Below are 18319 nucleotides of genomic sequence, written 5' to 3'. Positions count from 1 at the left end.
TAAAATAATTAAACAGCAAATTCTAAAATAGCCTGGCTGTTGCTCCACGATTTTGTCAGCTTTGCCGCCTGTTGCGGTTCAAGCCAACAAAATTCTGTGTGTTCAGTCAGTAATGGCGTTTGTTCATCACTTAGCACCAATTTAAACCAATGTTCTTTACAGTGGGTTACATCCGGTGCATAACGATGCCTGAAATGCGGGAAAATTTCAAAGATGATACTTTTCGACAAATCATGTAACTGACTTGGTTGCGGGTTAAACCCCGTCTCTTCTTTGATTTCGCGAAGCGCTGCATCCGCAGCACTGTTTTCATGAAGTTCCAAACTTCCGGTCACTGATTGCCAGAAGTCTGGATCATCTTTACGCCGCATCATAAGCACCCTGCCCGTGTTTTCAGCCACCATAATGACTAATACCGATTCTGGGCGCTTATAACTTTTCATTACTCTTCTTCTTTCGCCACAACTGCAATCGCTAACTCAGTCAGCGAATCAGGGTTTGCATGACTTGGCGCATTGGTCATTAAACACGCCGCTGCGGTCGTTTTCGGGAAGGCAATAACATCACGGATGTTATCAGTTCCAGTTAACAGCATCACTAAGCGGTCTAAACCAAATGCCAAACCTGCATGTGGTGGCGTACCGTATTTCAGTGCATCTAACAGGAAGCCGAACTTTTCACGTTGTTCTTCTTCATTGATACCTAAAATACCGAACACGGTTTGTTGCATTTCGCTGCGGTGAATACGGACAGAACCGCCACCCACTTCGTAACCATTGATAACCATATCGTAGGCATTCGCAACGGCATCTTCAGGGTTTTTCGCCAGATCTTCCGGAGTGAAATCTTTTGGTGAAGTGAATGGGTGGTGCATCGCGGTTAAGCCGCCTTCGCCATTTTCTTCAAACATAGGGAAGTCGATAACCCACAGTGGCTGCCAGCTATTTAAGTTAGTCAGCTCGAAGTCACGACCCACTTTCAGGCGTAATGCGCCCATGGAGTCAGTCACCACATTTTTCGCACCCGCACCAAACAGGATAATGTCGCCATCGGCTGCGCCAGTACGTTCAATAATTTGCTCGATAATTTCTAAGGTTAGGAACTTAGCAACTGGACTCTGAACGCCTTCTAAGCCTTTCGCGCGTTCGTTGATTTTCATCCACGCTAAGCCTTTCGCACCATAGATGCCCACGAAATTGCCGTATTCGTCAATTTGTTTACGGGTCATTGCTGCGCCGCCCGGCACTTTCAGGGCTGCAACACGGCCTTTAGGGTCATTTGCTGGCCCCGCAAATACTGCGAATTCAACATCTTTAACGATATCAGCAACATCAACCAGTTCCATTGGGTTACGCAGGTCTGGTTTATCTGAACCGTAGCGACGCATCGCTTCTGCGAAGGTCATGATTGGGAAATCGCCTAAATCAACGCCTTTCACATCAAGCCACAGGTTGCGGATCATACGCTCCATCACTTCGCGAACTTGCTCCGCGCTCATGAACGAGGTTTCCACATCGATTTGGGTAAATTCAGGTTGACGGTCAGCACGTAAATCTTCATCACGGAAGCATTTTACGATTTGATAGTAACGATCGAAGCCAGACATCATCAGCAGCTGTTTGAACAGCTGAGGGGATTGTGGCAATGCGTAGAATTTGCCTTTATGAACACGGCTTGGTACTAAGTAGTCACGCGCCCCTTCTGGCGTCGCTTTGGTTAGCATTGGCGTTTCAACGTCCATAAAGCCTTCTTTGTCCATAAAGTTACGAACAAAGCTGGTGATTTTCGCACGAGTACGCAGACGATCTGACATCTCCGGACGGCGTAAATCTAAATAGCGGTATTTTAAACGGCGCTCTTCTGTGTTGGTTTGGTTGCTGTCTAATGGCAGAGGTTCAGATTTGTTGAAGACTTCCAAGCCTTCAGCAAAGATTTCAATTTCACCCGTAGCCATGTCTTTGTTTTTCTGGCTATCTGGGCGCGCACGTACTGTACCTGTGATTTGGATGCAGAACTCGTTACGCAGTTCTGACGCTTTTTCAAATATGTCTTTACGCTCTGGATCGAAGAAAACTTGAACGATACCTTCACGATCACGCATATCGATAAAAATCAAACCACCTAAGTCACGACGGCGGTTTACCCATCCACAAAGAGTGACCTTCTGGCCTTCATGAGCGATATTTAATTGCCCACAATAATTAGTACGCATACTCTATCCTTTTACTCAGCTTGTTGTGCTTTTGCTTGCTGCGGGAATTTGGCATTTAGCTGAAAATTCAGAATGTCAAAAAAGGCAGACATTATATAGGAAATTCTGTTAGACAAACAGTTTGCTATACAGCTTAACTGCGAAATTGATACAAAAAAACCATCTCTAATCAATAAAAATGGTTCTTATCTATTAAAACGATCCCAACGAATCTAAAAAAATCACACACCCAATTGAGAATTAAAATTTGATTGTTTGTTAGATCATAATTTTTTTGGGAATAATTACCCGTCTCATTTTGCTATAATTACTCATATTCAGACACTTTTGCCTGAAACTAGAGGAACCTTTATGAAAAAAATTCTACTCGCATCATCCCTTCTTGTTCTGCTTGCAGGATGCCAAAACGGAAATAATACCAATACGATGAAGCCCACCAATAGCAACAATAAAATCTTTTATATCGACTCCTCTCTGGCTGACTGTGTCGGCGTTGCACCTATGAAATGCATGAAAGTTAAAGAAAAACCAACGGATGATTGGCAATATTTTTACTCATCCATTCAAGGATTCAGCTATGAGCCTGGCTATAACTACGTACTAGAGGTTCAACAATTTGATGTGCCTAACCCACCCGCTGATGCCCCAAGCATTCGTTATGAGTTAGTCAAAGTTATCGAGAAAAAATAATGTCGACGCAGGTGTAAAACCACCTGCTCTTTTCTATGATTGGCCGCAAGCTACAACAGGTTAAGGCAAAAGATGAGCACTAAAATCATTGATAAATTAGGTTTAATTACCATTCAGAATGGCAAAGTTGCCATGGTTCGTTCCCATAATAAAACCCTATTTTATATTCCTGGCGGGAAACGTGAACACGGTGAAACTGACCAACAGGCGCTTGCTCGCGAAATCGATGAGGAACTCACATTAACCCTGCACCCTGAATCCATCCGATTCTACGGAGAATTCACAGGGTTAGCTGATGGCAAACAGGATGGCACACAGGTTTGTATTCGTTGCTACCACGCCGATTACGACGGCATCCCTCAACCCGCGGCTGAAATTGCTGAACTAGTGTGGCTAGATTCCAATGATACTGACCGCTGCTCTATCACCGCGATAGCTGTCTTGGCGCAACTTAAAGCGGATAACCTTATTCAATAATTCAAAAATGAATTATCAAAATCGATATATTTCTATTTGTAGATTTACCTATTAGGTTTTAAAATTTAGAAAATTTAATTTATCTCCATAGAGGTAGAGTAAAAAATGGTCAGTTCTTTATACGCTGTACTAGGGGCTTTATTGATACTGAGACTATCACTCAATGTCGTAAAGCTAAGAAATCAGTACCGTGTGTCTGTTGGCGATGGTGGGTTTTCTGAATTGCAAACCGCTATCCGTGTGCATGGCAATGCCATCGAATACATTCCAATTTCATTAATTTTATTACTGTTAATGGAGATGAATGGCGCCAAAGTATGGATGATCCATGTTTGCGGCATTCTGCTAATTGCAAGCCGCATGCTCCACTCTTACGGTTTAAAAAACCATGACTATTCACAGCGTCGAATGGGAATGATGGGAACTTATCTGGCTCTCGCCTTGATGATCATCGCCAATGCCTATTATCTACCTTGGGTACAAATGGTGTCGTTCTCTTTTTAGTTTTCCTTACTTTTATGCGGATTGGTTTTCAGGTTATATGGCTTTCTGCTACAATCCGCCACTACTTTTGTTCTGCTAATTAATACAAATCTATGTCAAGTCAGGATCCAAACCATAAAGACAGCCTTTTCTCCGCGCCGATCGCCAATTTAGGTGACTGGAAGTTCGATGAAAAAGTAGCTGAAGTTTTCCCCGATATGATCCAACGTTCCGTACCGGGTTACTCCAATATCATCACCATGATTGGGATGCTAGCGGGTCGCTTTGTGACACCAAATAGCCAAGTCTATGATCTGGGTTGTTCCCTTGGTGCCGCCACCCTGTCTGTACGTCGAAATATTTCAGTGGAAAACTGCAAAATCATTTCTGTCGATAATTCACCCGCTATGGTCGAACGCTGCCGCCGTCATATTGATGCGTACAAAGCCCAAACCCCTGTCGAGGTTATCGAAGGAGATATTCGCGACATTCATATTGAAAATGCGTCCATGGTTATCCTTAACTTCACATTGCAGTTTTTAAATCCCGATGACCGCGAAAAATTACTCACTAAAATTTATCAAGGGTTATTGCCTGGTGGCATTTTAGTGTTATCTGAGAAATTCAATTTTGAAGATAAGCAAATTGGTGAATTGCTTTTCAACATGCACCATGATTTCAAACGCGCCAACGGGTATAGCGAACTCGAAATCAGCCAAAAACGCAGCATGCTCGAAAATGTCATGCTCACCGACTCTGTTGAAGCGCATAAAGCCCGCTTAAAACGCGTGGGATTCACCCATTGTGAAGTCTGGTTCCAATGTTTTAACTTCGGTTCATTATTAGCATTAAAAGAGGGGCAGTAATGATCGATTTCGGTCGTTTTTATCAACAAATTGCCGTTGGCCCTCTTAGCCATTGGTTAGAAACCCTGCCAGCTCAACTGGCGGCATGGAAGAAAGAAGGCCTACACGGTGGGTTCTCTTCATGGGAGAAAATGTTAGATAACCTGCCTGTCATGACACCAACCCATTTGGATATTAAAAATAGTGTCACTGCAACGCGCGATCCGGAATTAACTGAAGGAGAAACTCGCCGTTTAAACAATATTTTGGGGCAGTTGAAACCATGGCGTAAAGGTCCATTTTCTCTCTATGGCGTCAATATCGATACCGAATGGCGTTCAGATTGGAAATGGGAGCGCGTTCTGCCCCATATTTCCCCATTAAAAGGTCGTCATGTGTTAGATGTGGGCTGCGGAAGTGGTTATCACATGTGGCGTATGCTGGGCGAAAAAGCGGAGTTTGTTGTCGGCATCGATCCTACTGAACTGTTTTTATGCCAATTTGAAGCGGTTAGAAAACTGTTAGGTGATGACCAACGCGCACATTTATTACCATTAGGTATTGAACAACTGCCTGCATTAAAAGCCTTTGATACCGTATTTTCGATGGGCGTTCTGTATCATCGTCGCTCCCCACTCGACCATTTATGGCAGTTAAAAGATCAACTCGTCAGTGAAGGTGAGTTAGTGTTGGAAAGTTTGGTGATTGAAGGTGATGAATTCCAATGCCTGATCCCTGGCGATCGCTATGCACAAATGCGCAACGTTTACTTTATTCCTTCCGCCAAAATGCTCAAAGTGTGGTTAGAGAAATGCGGTTTTGTCGATGTACGCATTGTTGACCAAGCGGTGACTTCGTTAGACGAACAGCGCCGTACTGAGTGGATGCAAACGGATTCGTTAGCGGAATTTTTAGCCCCTAATGATCAATCCAAAACCATCGAAGGGTATCCTGCCCCTCTACGTGCGATTTTAGTGGCGAAAAAACCGTAATATTGTAAGACGGCAATTCTCACCGGCCCTACATGACAAAACCCCCAAAAGTTCATCGAAAACTCACGGGGGTTTTTATTATGCGCCACAAAAAATAACGGCTATAAATTATTCATTAAATACTCTTCAACTGCTTTTGCGTCATTCGCCGAATCAAAATCCATTCCTAACGATAGCGTGCCATCTTTTAATTCAATCGCCCTAGGCTTGGTATAGGAATAGTTAATGTTTTTGATTTTCTCACTGACTGACTGTTTTGCCAGTTCAGAGTGTTCACAGACATTGGCTATTCCCTTAAGCATCTCTTTGCTATAACCATCGATACCAATGGTTTCGAGTTGCTCTTTTGAAAAGGTTGCCCAGTCAAAGTTCGCTTTAATGTCTGACCCACAGGTTTTATTTAATGTCGTAACTTGAGAGAAAATTTCCGTTTCATACTTTTGGTGCTTCTCTTTTTCAGCTAATGAAAATGCAAACGAGGAGGTTGTGATAAACAAAAGTGATGAAGTTAATACAATTTTTTTCAGCATGATTTTTTCCTTAAAATTCATTCAGCGGTTTTTAGTTTTTACTCAGTTCAAAAATCTAAAAACAAAGGGAGGTATTTAACCTCCCTTAGACCATTGACAAACCCATCAGGTTTGGAAATGGCTCTTTTGGGGTTGTAAGATTAACAAGGAAAATCAATTCATTGATTTTCGCCTGATAACACAAAGAGGGAAAAACCACGCTTTTATCCCTCTTTGTCATCAACCTCAGGGAGGTTATTAGCCTCCCTATCTTAACTCTCCCTATCACAAATTCAGTCAGTCCTATTCCGAATTTATGATTTACGCCGGAACTTTTTCCGTTATAGAAATAAAGTCCATCATCGCTTCCACCGTTGGTCCATCCACACAGTAGTGCGTGAACTCATCGGTTTCACTGTTTGATGCCATGGTTACACCGGCTTTGCGGTAATTCATACTGGAAGGGACAGTTTTCCCTGCGGAGCTGTGCACTTCCGTTAGACCAATTTCCATAAACTTGGTCATATTCGCCAACCGAACTCCCGCGCCAGCCATAATGATTGGACCATTAATTTCACGGCTTTTTTCGTGCAACTCTTTCAGTAGTGGCAAACCTAATTCAGCACTTTGTTGCTGACCGGATGTTAAAATACGTGCCACCCCAAGGTTTTTAAGTTGCTCTAATGCCAGTAACGGATTGATACACATATCAAAAGCACGATGGAAAGTAATCTCCATTCCATTCGCAATTTCCATTAAGGTCTGCATCCGTTCGATATCAATGCGCCCTTCTGTATCTAAGATCCCCACCACTGCGCCGGGAAACCCCATCTCCTTGATCATCTGTAAATCTTCACGGATCACATCAAATTCACTCACGTTATAGCAGAAATCGCCACCACGAGGACGAATAATGGGATGAACAGGTATATGAAGTTTCTCTCTCGCCAGTTTTAAATAGCCGTAGCTTGGTGTTAGCCCCCCATCTGCTGCCCCTGAACAGAGCTCAATGCGATTTGCACCATATTCTTGCGCGACTTCGGCGCATTCTATACCAAAACAGCAAATTTCCAGTTTCGCCATGAAGATCTCCAAAATGGTCATAAGCTCAGTAGAATATGAGCTGAAAATTGAGGGCCAAAACGTGCTTTTTATTAGGCATTCAACTAACTATGCCACTTTTTGTTAAATGTTATCTGCGTGATATCACACCATTTAGAGTTGGCTCTAAATAATGATCAATAACGTTAATTGCATCACTTATTTTTCGCTTTCAACGATGTTTCTAAGGGAAAATGGGTGATATTTGAGGGTAATTAAGCCGTTTGTCACGGCCAAAGTCGGATTTGGCAGTCTTTCTTGCTGACCTTTAGGTTGGCTCACTTTATAGGAGTAGCCCTCCGGTAGTGTGTCCGGTAATAAACGACGCGCTGTCTCTTCCAATAATTCTGGCGCGACATCAATGACCATTTCAATATGTTCCCAGCTCTCTTGAGGATAGATTTTATCTTTTGGAAAAGGCAGCTCGATAATATAAACATCCTGCCCAGCAACTTGAATGGGCTTTTTCAGGTCATAAAGACGAATTGGGCGACCGTTAATCAAGTTATCTGAAAGTAACTCGGCGCATTGCAATAGCCCATCATGCCAACGCTCTGCGGTTTCCTGATGATGGCAACGTACAGAAATATGGTCAATCACATAATCTGTCAAAGATAAGCCGAGTGCGTGCGCCATTGCCGTCACTTTTTTTTCAAAATAAGGTAGGTCACACCACAAATCATTTAACTGAGGGATTTTATCGAAATCTAACATTCACATAACTCTATTGATAAAAAACAAAGATAATAAAAAGTGAAACAAGTGCCAGACTGTAGCACGACTCCCCCAAAATATGGTATAAAACCTGCCGTTTTTTCTCTTCCACCTTTTAGTTACGCCCATGAAATGGCACAATGCGGTAACTATGTTCGTTATTTAAGGTAATCCGGTGAATATTCAGGCTATTCTTTCAGATAAAATCAGTGCTGCAATGCTAGCAGCGGGAGCTCCAGAAGGCTGTGACGCCCTTGTTCGTCAATCAGCTAAAGCGCAATTTGGTGACTATCAGGCTAACGGCGTGATGGGAGCTGCGAAAAAAATGGGTCTGCCTCCCCGACAACTGGCCGAGCAAATTGTCAGCCAATTAGATCTCGAAGGTATCGCATCTAAAATTGAAATCGCCGGTCCCGGTTTCATCAACATTTTTATCGACCCAACATGGATTGCCACTCACGCAGAAAACGCGCTGACCAGCGACCGTTTAGGCCTAGCACCAGTTAAAGCCGAAACCATCGTGATTGACTACTCCGCGCCTAACGTTGCAAAACAGATGCACGTTGGTCATTTGCGCTCCACGATTATTGGTGATGCTGCAGCACGTACCCAAGAGTTTATCGGCCACAAAGTAATCCGCGCTAACCACGTAGGTGACTGGGGCACACAATTTGGGATGCTGATTGCTTACTTAGAAAAAGTGCAAAATGAAGATGCCAGCGATATGGCGCTTTCAGACCTCGAAGAATTCTATCGCGAAGCGAAAAAACATTACGACGAAGATGAAGACTTTGCCGTTCGTGCCCGTGGTTACGTGGTGAAACTACAATCTGGTGATGAATACTGCCGTAAAATGTGGCGTAAACTGGTTGATATCACCATGCAACAGAACCAAGAAACTTATCGCCGTTTAAACGTCACGTTAACGGAAGATGATGTGATGGGTGAAAGCCTGTATAACAGCATGCTACCAGGCATCGTTGCTGACTTAAAAGCCAAAGGTTTAGCCGTAGAAAGCGAAGGTGCAACCGTCGTTTTCCTTGATGAATTCAAAAACAAGGAAGGCGAACCGATGGGCGTTATCGTCCAGAAGAAAGATGGCGGTTTCCTGTACACCACCACCGACATCGCCTGTGCAAAATACCGTTATGAAACCTTGCATGCGGATCGCTCTTTGTATTACATCGACTCCCGCCAGCATCAACATTTAATGCAAGCTTGGACTATTGTCCGTAAAGCGGGCTATATCCCAGAATCCATGGCGCTTGAGCACCATATGTTCGGCATGATGCTAGGAAAAGATGGCAAGCCATTCAAAACCCGTTCAGGCGGTACTGTTCGTCTGTCCGACCTGTTAGATGAAGCCGTTGAACGCGCCCAAACGCTGATCCGTGAGAAAAACCCGGATATGGCAGAAGAGGAATTGCTGAATCTTGCTAATGTCGTAGGTATCGGTGCAGTTAAATATGCTGACCTGTCTAAAAACCGTACCACTGACTACATTTTCGATTGGGACAACATGTTAGCCTTCGAAGGTAACACCGCTCCATATATGCAATATGCCTATACCCGCGTTGCCTCTATCTTCAAAAAAGCGGACATTACCGAAGCGGATTTAACCCTGCCAATCGTATTAGAAGCGCCACACGAAATGGCATTAGCAACACGTTTAATGCAGTTTGAAGAGACAATCTTAACGGTTGCACGTGAAGGTACGCCACACGTTATGTGTGCTTATCTGTATGACTTAGCGGGTCTGTTCTCTAGTTTCTACGAACATTGCCCTATTTTGTCCGCAGATACCGATGCACAGCGTCAAAGCCGTTTAAAACTGGCTTTATTAACGCAAAAAACCCTAAAAGCGGGTCTGGATACGTTAGGTATCGAAACCGTCGAAAGAATGTAAGTTTTATTCTTTTGTTTAAAGCCCACTTCGGTGGGCTTTTTACTTTTCACTTCTCACGCCCCCCTTTCCCCTCTCTTTTTTGCACTATTTTTGAGCAATTTTTTGTAACCAATAGACAGCTTGCACTTAATTGGTGAGCAACCTCTCATTATTTCTCCCCATTTCAATCCATTACACCCTAAAAAACAGAAATTTAACATTTGGCACGATGCTTGCTTTATCTCTTTTGCCTTTTCAAAAAGACAGGGGGATTTATGAAGTACATCATCGCAATTATTAAACCGTTCAAATTAGAAGATGTTCGTGAAGCACTCACTGAATTAGGAATACAAGGGATGACCATCTGTGAAGTCAAAGGATATGGCAGACAGAAAGGTCACGCGGAGCTTTACCGTGGTGCGGAATATGAAGTGAGTTTTCTACCCAAAACCAAAATGGAAATCGCTATCAGCGATGACCTACTGGAACCCGCTCTCGATGCGATCATTCGTACCGCAGATACGGGGAAAGTGGGGGATGGAAAGCTGTTTGTTTTTGAACTTCTACAAGCTGTTCGCATTCGTACCAGCGAATCCGGCGATGACGCACTCTAAGGGAGATAAATAATGAGACGATTATGGTTACCTGCCGCACTCTTCGCCTTAAGTTATTTCGCACTTCCCGCCTATGCGTCGGAAGTGAATGCCGTTGATAAAGCCGATAACGCCTTTATGTTGATCTGCACAGCGTTGGTATTTTTTATGACCATCCCCGGCATTGCACTGTTTTATGGCGGATTATTACGCAGCAAAAACGTGTTATCGCTGATCACCCAAGTCATGCTGATTTTTAGTGTGGTGATTATTCTTTGGTTTGTATTCGGCTATAGCCTCGCTTTCACCGCAGGAAATAAAATCTTTGGGGATGGCTCTTTAACGTTTCTAAGCGCGATGTCCATCGACGATTTATCGGGTTCCATTAATCGATATATCCATGTTGCCTTCCAAGGCTCATTTGCGGTTATTACCCTCGCATTAATTGTCGGAGCACTGGGAGAACGCGTGCGTTTCTCTGCACTTCTTATTTTTACCGTGATTTGGTTTACGTTCTCTTATGTACCTATCGCGCATATGGTGTGGGCTGAAGGTGGATGGCTGGCGGATGATGGCGCTCTCGATTTTGCAGGCGGAACCGTGGTGCACATTAACGCCGCTGTCGCTGCATTGGTCGGTGCCTATTTGCTGGGTAAACGTAGTGACTACAGCCAAGTGGTGCTAAAGCCCCATAACTTACCGATGGTCTTTATGGGTACCGCTGTACTGTATATTGGGTGGTTTGGCTTTAACGCAGGCTCCGCAGGCAGTGCCAATAATATTGCCGCACTGGCGTTTATTAACACGGTGATTGCCACGGCTGGCGCTATCCTTTCATGGACATTTACTGAGTGGTTATTGAGAGGAAAACCCTCCATGCTTGGAAGCTGCTCCGGTTGTATCTCTGGATTAGTCGCTATCACACCTGCGGCCGGTACTGTTGGTCCTATTGGTGCACTTGTTATTGGTGTTGTCGGGGGAATTATTGGGCTTTGGGGCGTTGTCGTCTTAAAACGTTGGTTAAAAGCCGATGATGTGTGCGATGTTTTTGGTATCCATGGTACCTGCGGTATTATTGGTTGCATACTCACAGGCGTATTTACCTCGACGCTGTTTGGGGGACTTGGTTATCGTGACAACGTCACGTTATCCCATCAAGTATTTGTTCAGATTGAAAGTATTGTGGTTACCATTGTATGGTCGGGTGTAGTGGCATTTATCGCCTTTAAACTAGCTGATAAGTTAGTTGGTCTGCGGGTTTCCCCAGAGGAAGAGTGCGATGGGTTGGATCTTACCACTCATGGCGAGCGTGCTTATCATCCGTAATTGTCTACTCCCCCTCGATTGAGGGGGGAGTTTGTTCGATGTAAAGCTAATACATATACGAATTCAGAACTACGCAATACTGCGCTTCATAAAGTCACGCGGGCGGAAGCCTAATAGATACAGCGCCACAAAGTAGCTCCCTGCTCCAATAATCACTACCCCCATCAAACGTAACATGCGCATCAGCATATTGCCGTCTTGCCACGGTGGCATAAAGTGTAGTACACCAAATAGCACCACAACCATCACCGCCAAGGCAACAAACAATTTAACTAAGAAACCACGCCAGCCTGATAGCGGTTGGAAAATATCTTGCTTGCGTAACTGCCAATACAAAACACCGGCGTTAAAACACGCCGCCAGCCCAATAGACAGGGCTAGACCTGCATGTTGCAGAGGCCCAATAAAGGCTAAGTTCATTAACTGAGTCAGAATCAAAGTGACTATCGCAATTCTTACAGGAGTACGAATATTTTGGCGTGAATAGAAACCTGGCGCCAAGATTTTCACTAAGATCATCCCCGTTAAGCCCACACAATACGCCATTAATGCATACTGGGTCATCAAGGAGTCGTGAGCGGTAAATTTGTCATATTGGAAAAGCGAAACCGTTAACGCTTCAGATAGTATCGCTAGCCCTACCGCACACGGTAGTGCCAGTAATAAACATAAACGTAATCCCCAATCCATTAAATGGCGATATTCTTGGTGATTTCCGCTAGTAAAACTTTTAGAGAGCGATGGCAATAGGATGGTACCCAGTGCAACACCAAGCACCCCTGAAGGTAACTCCATTAAGCGGTCGGCATAATACATCCATGATACCGAACCTGATTGCAGGAATGAGGCGAAGATCGTGTTAATAATTAATGAAATTTGCGCGACAGAAACCCCGATAATCGCCGGTCCCATCATCTTCATTACTCGCCAAACGCCACTATCGTGGAACGATAAACGTGGCAATACCAACATACCGATTTTCTTTAAATGCGGTAATTGGTAACCCAATTGCAGCACACCACCAACAAGAACAGCCCAAGCCAGAGACATAATCGGCGGGTCAAAATACGGCGCAGCGAACGCTGCAAAGAAAATCATGCTGACGTTTAATAGCGTTGGTGCAAACGCGGGTACCGAAAAGCGGTTCCACGTATTAAGGATCGCACCCGCTAACGATGCCAATGAGATCAAGAAAATATAAGGGAACGTCACACGCAATAAATCTGTCGTTAGCGCAAATTTATCGGCATTCGTGGTAAAACCCGGCGCCGTCACATAAATGATCCACGGCGCAGCAAACATGCCGACAACCGTCACGATCGCCAATGCTAATGTAAGCATCCCCGAAATATAGGCTACAAACGTGCGCGTGGCCTCTTCGCCCTGCTGGTTTTTATATTCGGCAAGAATGGGAACAAATGCTTGAGAAAACGCCCCTTCAGCAAAAATTCGACGTAATAAGTTAGGGAGTTTAAAGGCGACAAAGAAGGCATCAGAAGCCGCTCCCGCACCAAATACACGGGCAATAATGGCGTCACGAATGAAGCCTAAAACCCGTGACATCATCGTCATCGAGCTGACTGCCGCTAAAGATTTTAATAAATTCATGATTGCTAGACTAAAAGAAGACAATCGCAGCAGTTTAACAGCGGATGGCAAAACTGACTACGATTGTAGAGTAAATGTTTAGGCTTTAGTCGACTTCCATTCATTGTCGGTTAATGCCGTTAAGACGTGGTCGCGCCATTCTCCATTAATTTCGAGATACTGCTTTGCATAACCTTCACGTTCAAAACCTAGGCGAGTGAGCAAGTTACCGCTGCGCATATTATGGGGCATGTAATTCGCCATGATGCGGTGCATGCCTTGGTGTTTTTGCATGTAACGAATAATTTGGGTTAAAGCTTCGTACATCAACCCCTGTCCCTGCCATTTTTCACCCAGCGAATAGCCCAGATAACACGCGTGGAAGGAGCCGCGTAAAATATTGCTAAAATTCGCGACGCCAATCACTTCGTTTTCATCTTTATCCAGTAAAAGGAAATGAAACGCACTGCCTTGGCGATGCATTTCGCTCATGGCATGTAGGCGATTATTCCAGCCTGAAGGGTTAAAATGGGAGTTGTCACGGGTGGGTTCCCATGGTGTTAGGAACTCTTTGTTTAAGCTGTAATAGTCTGCAAGTCGGTAATTATCTCGTTCGTAGGCTAAACGGATAATCATTCTGTCAGTCATTAGACGCACTTTGGGTTCATTTGAACGATAACCAAACATCGTTAGCCCTTAATTAGTAGTGTTACCAGTCTTACTTTCGATGCTTGAATTATAACTTAAATTTATCACTTAACTAATTCAATTCTCTCTATAATTAAGTCATTTTTTGAGCGGTTGGTTTTGTTTTATTTCATGCGTACGTAAAAACACACGATTGATGTTTACAGGTAAACCCTAGATACTCCCATTTCGTGTTTTATTTGTCCAATTGGATTAATACAAAAATAATATAAATCAATTTATTAGAGAAACCCAAAGAATTCTATATTACCTTAGGCTAATATAAACCTAAGGTAACAATCACGATATTAATTAAAATTTTGCTTCCAAACCAAGCCTAAACGTTCTTCCAGGGATAGGCATATAAATCACAGTTCCTGGGTCAAATGCATAGCGGTTAGTTAGGTTATCAATATTAAAATTCACATGAATATTTTTCGAAACATGGTATTGGCCTAACAAATCAAATGTAGTGGTTGAGTACAGCTTAGTTACTGGGGCAGCAGCGGTTCCCGCTAGCCACTCATGAGGGTAGTCTTTGCCTGAGTTATAACGAACTCGCAAACCTGTTTGTAGTTTTTGATCAAACATTTTCACCCCAACAATTCCGGTCATAACCTTTTTCGGTGGGATCCGTGAAGGTGATAATCCCCAAGCAAACCCAACAGAATTACATGCCGTTGGGAGGCGACCTAACTCCATTTCGTCTCTTGAACATAACTCAGAATTGTTATAAAAAGTCGCATCGAATGAACCAAATGCGTAATTAGAATCGTATTTCAGTTCAATTTCATAACCTGAGAGTTTAAAGCTGTCATAGTTTTTCATCACCACATATGGAGAATAAACTCCCGTTGGGTTTACACCTTGAGAAAGATACCCTTTAATATCATTATTAAAATAAGCCACACGTAATTCAGTATTATCTTCATCAAATATAAGATTTTCTTTTTCTACATTCATCCCAACTTCAAATGATTTAGCATGCTCTGGTTTTAATGGAACATCCGGAGAATACGAATAGGTTTGTCCTGATACAGTGCTCTCGAATAAACTCGGTTCTCTATAGCTATCAGAATATTTTGTATAAATATCAAATTCGTCAGTTACATGAAAACGAAGTTCACCCATTAAATCATTTTTCGGGCCGTAGCTAATACTTTTACCTAAAACATGGTCATCAACATCGAAAGCGTGAATACGCCACCCGACTAAAGTACTCACCCATTCCCCTTGATATGCCATATTGGTAAAGACGGATTTATTCGTTCCTTTAGCATTGCGCGTTACAGGGTCTAATTCCTCACCGGGTATTGTTCCTTCTGGAGTCCAAATCGGTTGATAGGTTTTAGTTAATGGCTTTGATTTTTGTTGCATATATTCCACACCGTAAGTGATATCGATAGGATAATCTGCAAACTCCGACGTATTTTCTAAATTAAAGCCCACTCGCTCATCGGTGTAGCGGTGCTGATATTGATTACCATAGTGTGCGGTAACATCATCCGTTGTGCCATTACGTTGTTTAAATTTCCCTTTTGTCCACCATAGACCTAAATTCATATCTACCCATAATGAATCGGGTTTATAAGAATAATTTAAAGAGGCAGTATCAATATCTGCAGTACCTAAAGACCACTGTGGCATTTTCCCATCGTATTGATACCAATACGCTGCTAAAACCTCACCCGCTTTTTGTTCATGATGGCGATAATTTAATTCAATACTTGAGTATGGGTTAAGAAAAATATTGGTTTTTAATAATGTTGACTCGCTTTCATAACTGGTATTAACCACTTCTTGCCCTGGCTTAATAGGAGCATCTGTATTTTCGTATTTATGATAACCATTTTTACCGGCGAAGAAGTTTCCTTGTTTTCTATCACTATGCGCCAGTAATATATCAAATTTATCATTTCGATATGCAACCCCTGTCGTGATAGAGCCATTATTAAAATGTGAATTTTTAACGCCATCTGAAACTCGATACCCAGATTCCCCTTTTTCATCTGAAGCGATAGTTGGGCGTCGGTTATTATTGTAAATATTCCCCTTAAATAAGAAACCAAATTGGTCACCTTGAGGAATAATACTGTTTGCTGATAATGTTTTTAATTTAACCGTACCTCCGATGGCTCCTCCTGAGAATTTACTCATAGAAGCCCCTTTTTCGATTTCAATTGTATCGATTAAATCCATATCCACATAAGTTCTATCTGTACTTCCTTGGTAACCACGCCATGTATTGGTTGATTGCAAACTGCCATCAATAATAATTGGCACTCGTCCATTTCCTTGCAATCCTCTAATACCAATATCTAATGCACCCGCTTCATTTCGTGCATTATTAACTTGTAATGAAGTTTTATTAGCAAATATATCTGAATTGGTTGTTCCTCTTACGGTAGAAATATCATTGGCGTCTATTTGCTTGCTATTTGGCTTTATTTTGCTGGCTGTGACGAGAATTTTATCTTTTTGAGTCGAAGTATTGGTTTGATTTGCTAAGGCTGTGTTTGTAGAACATATAATAATTAAACTAATTATACTTTTATTTTGAAATATCATTTAAGTAATGCCTTCATTAATTAATGATGATTAAATAGACGTGACGAAATAGCGTATAAAAATATGAGGATATTTTTTTATACTTTTCAATTTATGCATTTAAAGTAAATTTAAGTGCAATGCCATAGATGTAACTCGTTCGAAAAACCTTATTTATTGAATGGTTACGTACTTATTTCCCTTACAAATATTCACAAGCTTTGAAATATACATTAGTGATAATAATTATCAAGATCATAATAAGTATCATTATCATATTGTACCCCTCTAGCAAGCGTAGCCAACACCCCTATAATGGGAAATATGACGGATTTATCGATAAAAAAATATCATGGTGCATATACCATCATTCCCTCCAAACTCCTGATACTATTAATAAGAATCATTCCTTCCGTTACTATTTTTTTATGGTGTTTCATGGCGCAGGTATCACGGGCAAGAAGCCTCGGCAAATATTTCCTTTTACTCGATAATATGCTGGTTGTTCTTGGCTTTTTCGTGGTTTTCCCTTTAATTTCAATTCGTTTTGTTGAGCAGCTTGGCTGGGCAGCTGTGGTGGTTGGGTTTGCCCTTGGGCTTCGCCAGTTTGTGCAGCAAGGATTTGGGATTTTTGGGGGAGCGATTGCCGACCGATTTGGTGCAAAACCGTTAATTATTATCGGGATGCTGTTGCGTGCCGCAGGCTTTGTGTTGATGGCTTTGGCGTATGATCCTTGGGTGTTATGGCTTTCTTGTATATTGTCTGCCCTTGGCGGCACCTTGTTTGACCCTCCTCGTACCGCTTTAGTGATTAAATTGACCCGCCCTTATGAGCGTGGGCGTTTTTATTCATTATTGTTTATGCAGGACAGCGCTGGCGCGGTGATTGGGGCATTAATTGGTAGCTGGCTTTTACAGTATGACTTCCACTATGTTTGCTGGGCTGGCGCGGCGGTTTTCGTGATTGCGGCTCTACTTAATGCTTGGCTACTTCCTGCTTATCGCATTTCCACCATCAAAGCCCCTATTCGTGATGGGATGCGTCGAGTCTTGAAAGACACCCGCTTTGTGACTTATGTGATCACGCTTTCTGGCTACTTTATGCTGTCAGTACAAGTAATGCTGATGTTTCCTATCGCCGTTAACGAATTGGCTGGCACACCAACGGCGGTGAAATGGATGTATGCCATTGAAGCGGCAATTTCCCTGACACTGCTTTATCCGATTGCCCGCTGGAGCGAAAAACATTTCCGCTTAGAGCAACGTTTGATGGCAGGGTTATTTTTAATGAGCCTGAGCATGTTCCCTATCGGAATGACCACATCGGTCAATATTCTGTTTGTGTTGATTGGCATTTTCTATTTAGGCACTATCACCGCCGATCCTGCTCGTGAAACCCTGAGCGCATCCCTTGCCGACCCTCGCGCTCGTGGTAGTTATATGGGCTTTAGTCGACTCGGTCTTGCGCTAGGCGGTGCCGTTGGCTATACCGGTGGCGGTTGGATGTACGATATTGGGCACCAATGGAATATCCCTCAGCTTCCTTGGTTCTTGCTCGGCACTATTGGTTTTATCACTTTGTGGGCGCTTCATCGCCAATTTAACCGTAAAAAAATTGAAACAGTCATGTTGAGCGGGCAGTAATACGTTACACTTGGGTTATTACTGTAT

Annotated in this window: 17 protein-coding genes; 9 read left to right on the top strand and 8 right to left on the bottom strand. The window is 42.9% G+C overall.

Annotated features, from left to right (window positions below):
• Positions 1–8: 8 nt before the first annotated feature.
• Both nudB and aspS read right to left on the bottom strand, forming a co-directional pair.
• Entirely contained in the window at positions 9–443 is a 435-nt protein-coding gene (nudB, locus tag ACIH2S_RS08895; RefSeq protein WP_108478191.1) for a dihydroneopterin triphosphate diphosphatase, read from the bottom strand.
• Positions 443–2212 carry an aspartate--tRNA ligase gene (gene aspS, locus ACIH2S_RS08890; RefSeq protein ID WP_108478192.1) on the bottom strand — a complete coding sequence of 590 codons (1770 nt, stop codon included), beginning with the start codon at positions 2210–2212 and terminating at the stop codon, positions 443–445. The genes nudB and aspS overlap by 1 nt, the downstream gene beginning before the upstream one ends.
• 351 nt (positions 2213–2563) lie before the next feature.
• Here aspS and ACIH2S_RS08885 point away from each other — a divergent pair, with 351 nt between their 5' ends.
• The 5 genes from ACIH2S_RS08885 to cmoB all read left to right on the top strand — a co-directional run bounded on the left by ACIH2S_RS08885 (position 2564) and on the right by cmoB (position 5699).
• Positions 2564–2902 (top strand): DUF4377 domain-containing protein, encoded by a 339-nt coding sequence (locus tag ACIH2S_RS08885; RefSeq protein WP_036948292.1) that lies wholly within the window; start codon positions 2564–2566, stop codon positions 2900–2902.
• Between the two features lie 72 nt (positions 2903–2974).
• On the top strand, positions 2975–3379 hold the full coding sequence (locus tag ACIH2S_RS08880; RefSeq protein ID WP_036948295.1) for an NUDIX hydrolase: 405 nt from the start codon (positions 2975–2977) through the stop codon (positions 3377–3379).
• A 105-nt stretch (positions 3380–3484) separates the two neighbouring features.
• Positions 3485–3883 (top strand): MAPEG family protein, encoded by a 399-nt coding sequence (locus tag ACIH2S_RS08875; protein ID WP_108478193.1) that lies wholly within the window; start codon positions 3485–3487, stop codon positions 3881–3883.
• A gap of 92 nt (positions 3884–3975) precedes the next feature.
• Complete coding sequence (gene cmoA, locus ACIH2S_RS08870) at positions 3976–4728, top strand: carboxy-S-adenosyl-L-methionine synthase CmoA (RefSeq protein ID WP_036948300.1); 753 nt, start codon at positions 3976–3978, stop codon at positions 4726–4728.
• Positions 4728–5699 (top strand): tRNA 5-methoxyuridine(34)/uridine 5-oxyacetic acid(34) synthase CmoB, encoded by a 972-nt coding sequence (cmoB, locus tag ACIH2S_RS08865; RefSeq protein WP_108478194.1) that lies wholly within the window; start codon positions 4728–4730, stop codon positions 5697–5699. The genes cmoA and cmoB overlap by 1 nt, the downstream gene beginning before the upstream one ends.
• Positions 5700–5800: 101 nt before the next feature.
• Here the strand turns inward: cmoB and ACIH2S_RS08860 are convergent, their stop codons facing one another.
• The 3 genes from ACIH2S_RS08860 to ACIH2S_RS08850 all read right to left on the bottom strand — a co-directional run bounded on the left by ACIH2S_RS08860 (position 5801) and on the right by ACIH2S_RS08850 (position 8023).
• Positions 5801–6229, bottom strand: a complete 429-nt coding sequence (locus ACIH2S_RS08860) for a hypothetical protein (protein ID WP_108478195.1) — start codon at positions 6227–6229, stop codon at positions 5801–5803.
• Positions 6230–6529: 300 nt separating this feature from the next.
• The gene (gene cutC / locus ACIH2S_RS08855) at positions 6530–7291 is read right to left on the bottom strand and encodes a copper homeostasis protein CutC (protein ID WP_108478196.1); all 762 of its coding nucleotides are present in this window, start codon (positions 7289–7291) and stop codon (positions 6530–6532) included.
• A 177-nt stretch (positions 7292–7468) separates the two neighbouring features.
• A complete protein-coding gene (locus tag ACIH2S_RS08850; RefSeq protein WP_036954540.1) occupies positions 7469–8023 on the bottom strand; it encodes a VOC family protein in 555 nt (184 codons plus the stop codon).
• Positions 8024–8198: 175 nt separating this feature from the next.
• On the opposite strand from ACIH2S_RS08850, the gene argS reads away from it, so the two are divergent.
• The 3 genes from argS to amtB all read left to right on the top strand — a co-directional run bounded on the left by argS (position 8199) and on the right by amtB (position 11827).
• Positions 8199–9929 carry an arginine--tRNA ligase gene (argS, locus tag ACIH2S_RS08845; RefSeq protein WP_036954545.1) on the top strand — a complete coding sequence of 577 codons (1731 nt, stop codon included), beginning with the start codon at positions 8199–8201 and terminating at the stop codon, positions 9927–9929.
• Positions 9930–10183: 254 nt separating this feature from the next.
• Positions 10184–10522: a P-II family nitrogen regulator gene (locus tag ACIH2S_RS08840; protein ID WP_036954549.1), complete on the top strand. Its 339-nt coding sequence runs from the start codon at positions 10184–10186 to the stop codon at positions 10520–10522.
• Between the two features lie 12 nt (positions 10523–10534).
• On the top strand, positions 10535–11827 hold the full coding sequence (gene amtB, locus ACIH2S_RS08835) for an ammonium transporter AmtB (RefSeq protein WP_108478197.1): 1293 nt from the start codon (positions 10535–10537) through the stop codon (positions 11825–11827).
• A 69-nt stretch (positions 11828–11896) separates the two neighbouring features.
• On the opposite strand, the gene murJ is transcribed toward amtB, so the two are convergent.
• From murJ to ACIH2S_RS08820, 3 genes are all read right to left on the bottom strand, one after another.
• Positions 11897–13435 carry a murein biosynthesis integral membrane protein MurJ gene (gene murJ / locus ACIH2S_RS08830; RefSeq protein WP_430248500.1) on the bottom strand — a complete coding sequence of 513 codons (1539 nt, stop codon included), beginning with the start codon at positions 13433–13435 and terminating at the stop codon, positions 11897–11899.
• A gap of 78 nt (positions 13436–13513) precedes the next feature.
• On the bottom strand, positions 13514–14101 hold the full coding sequence (rimJ, locus tag ACIH2S_RS08825) for a ribosomal protein S5-alanine N-acetyltransferase (protein WP_036954560.1): 588 nt from the start codon (positions 14099–14101) through the stop codon (positions 13514–13516).
• 312 nt (positions 14102–14413) lie between these two features.
• Positions 14414–16669 (bottom strand): TonB-dependent receptor domain-containing protein, encoded by a 2256-nt coding sequence (locus ACIH2S_RS08820; RefSeq protein WP_430248498.1) that lies wholly within the window; start codon positions 16667–16669, stop codon positions 14414–14416.
• A 417-nt stretch (positions 16670–17086) separates the two neighbouring features.
• Here ACIH2S_RS08820 and mdtH point away from each other — a divergent pair, with 417 nt between their 5' ends.
• A complete protein-coding gene (mdtH, locus tag ACIH2S_RS08815) occupies positions 17087–18292 on the top strand; it encodes a multidrug efflux MFS transporter MdtH (RefSeq protein ID WP_036954565.1) in 1206 nt (401 codons plus the stop codon).
• The last annotated feature ends 27 nt before the right edge of the window (positions 18293–18319 follow it).

The sequence above is a fragment of the Providencia lanzhouensis genome (assembly GCF_050469745.1).
GTDB classification, from domain to species: Bacteria; Pseudomonadota; Gammaproteobacteria; order Enterobacterales; family Enterobacteriaceae; genus Providencia; species Providencia lanzhouensis.
The sequence above is the reverse complement of the archived record's forward strand: the minus strand, read 5'-3'. Positions and strand labels throughout refer to the sequence as shown.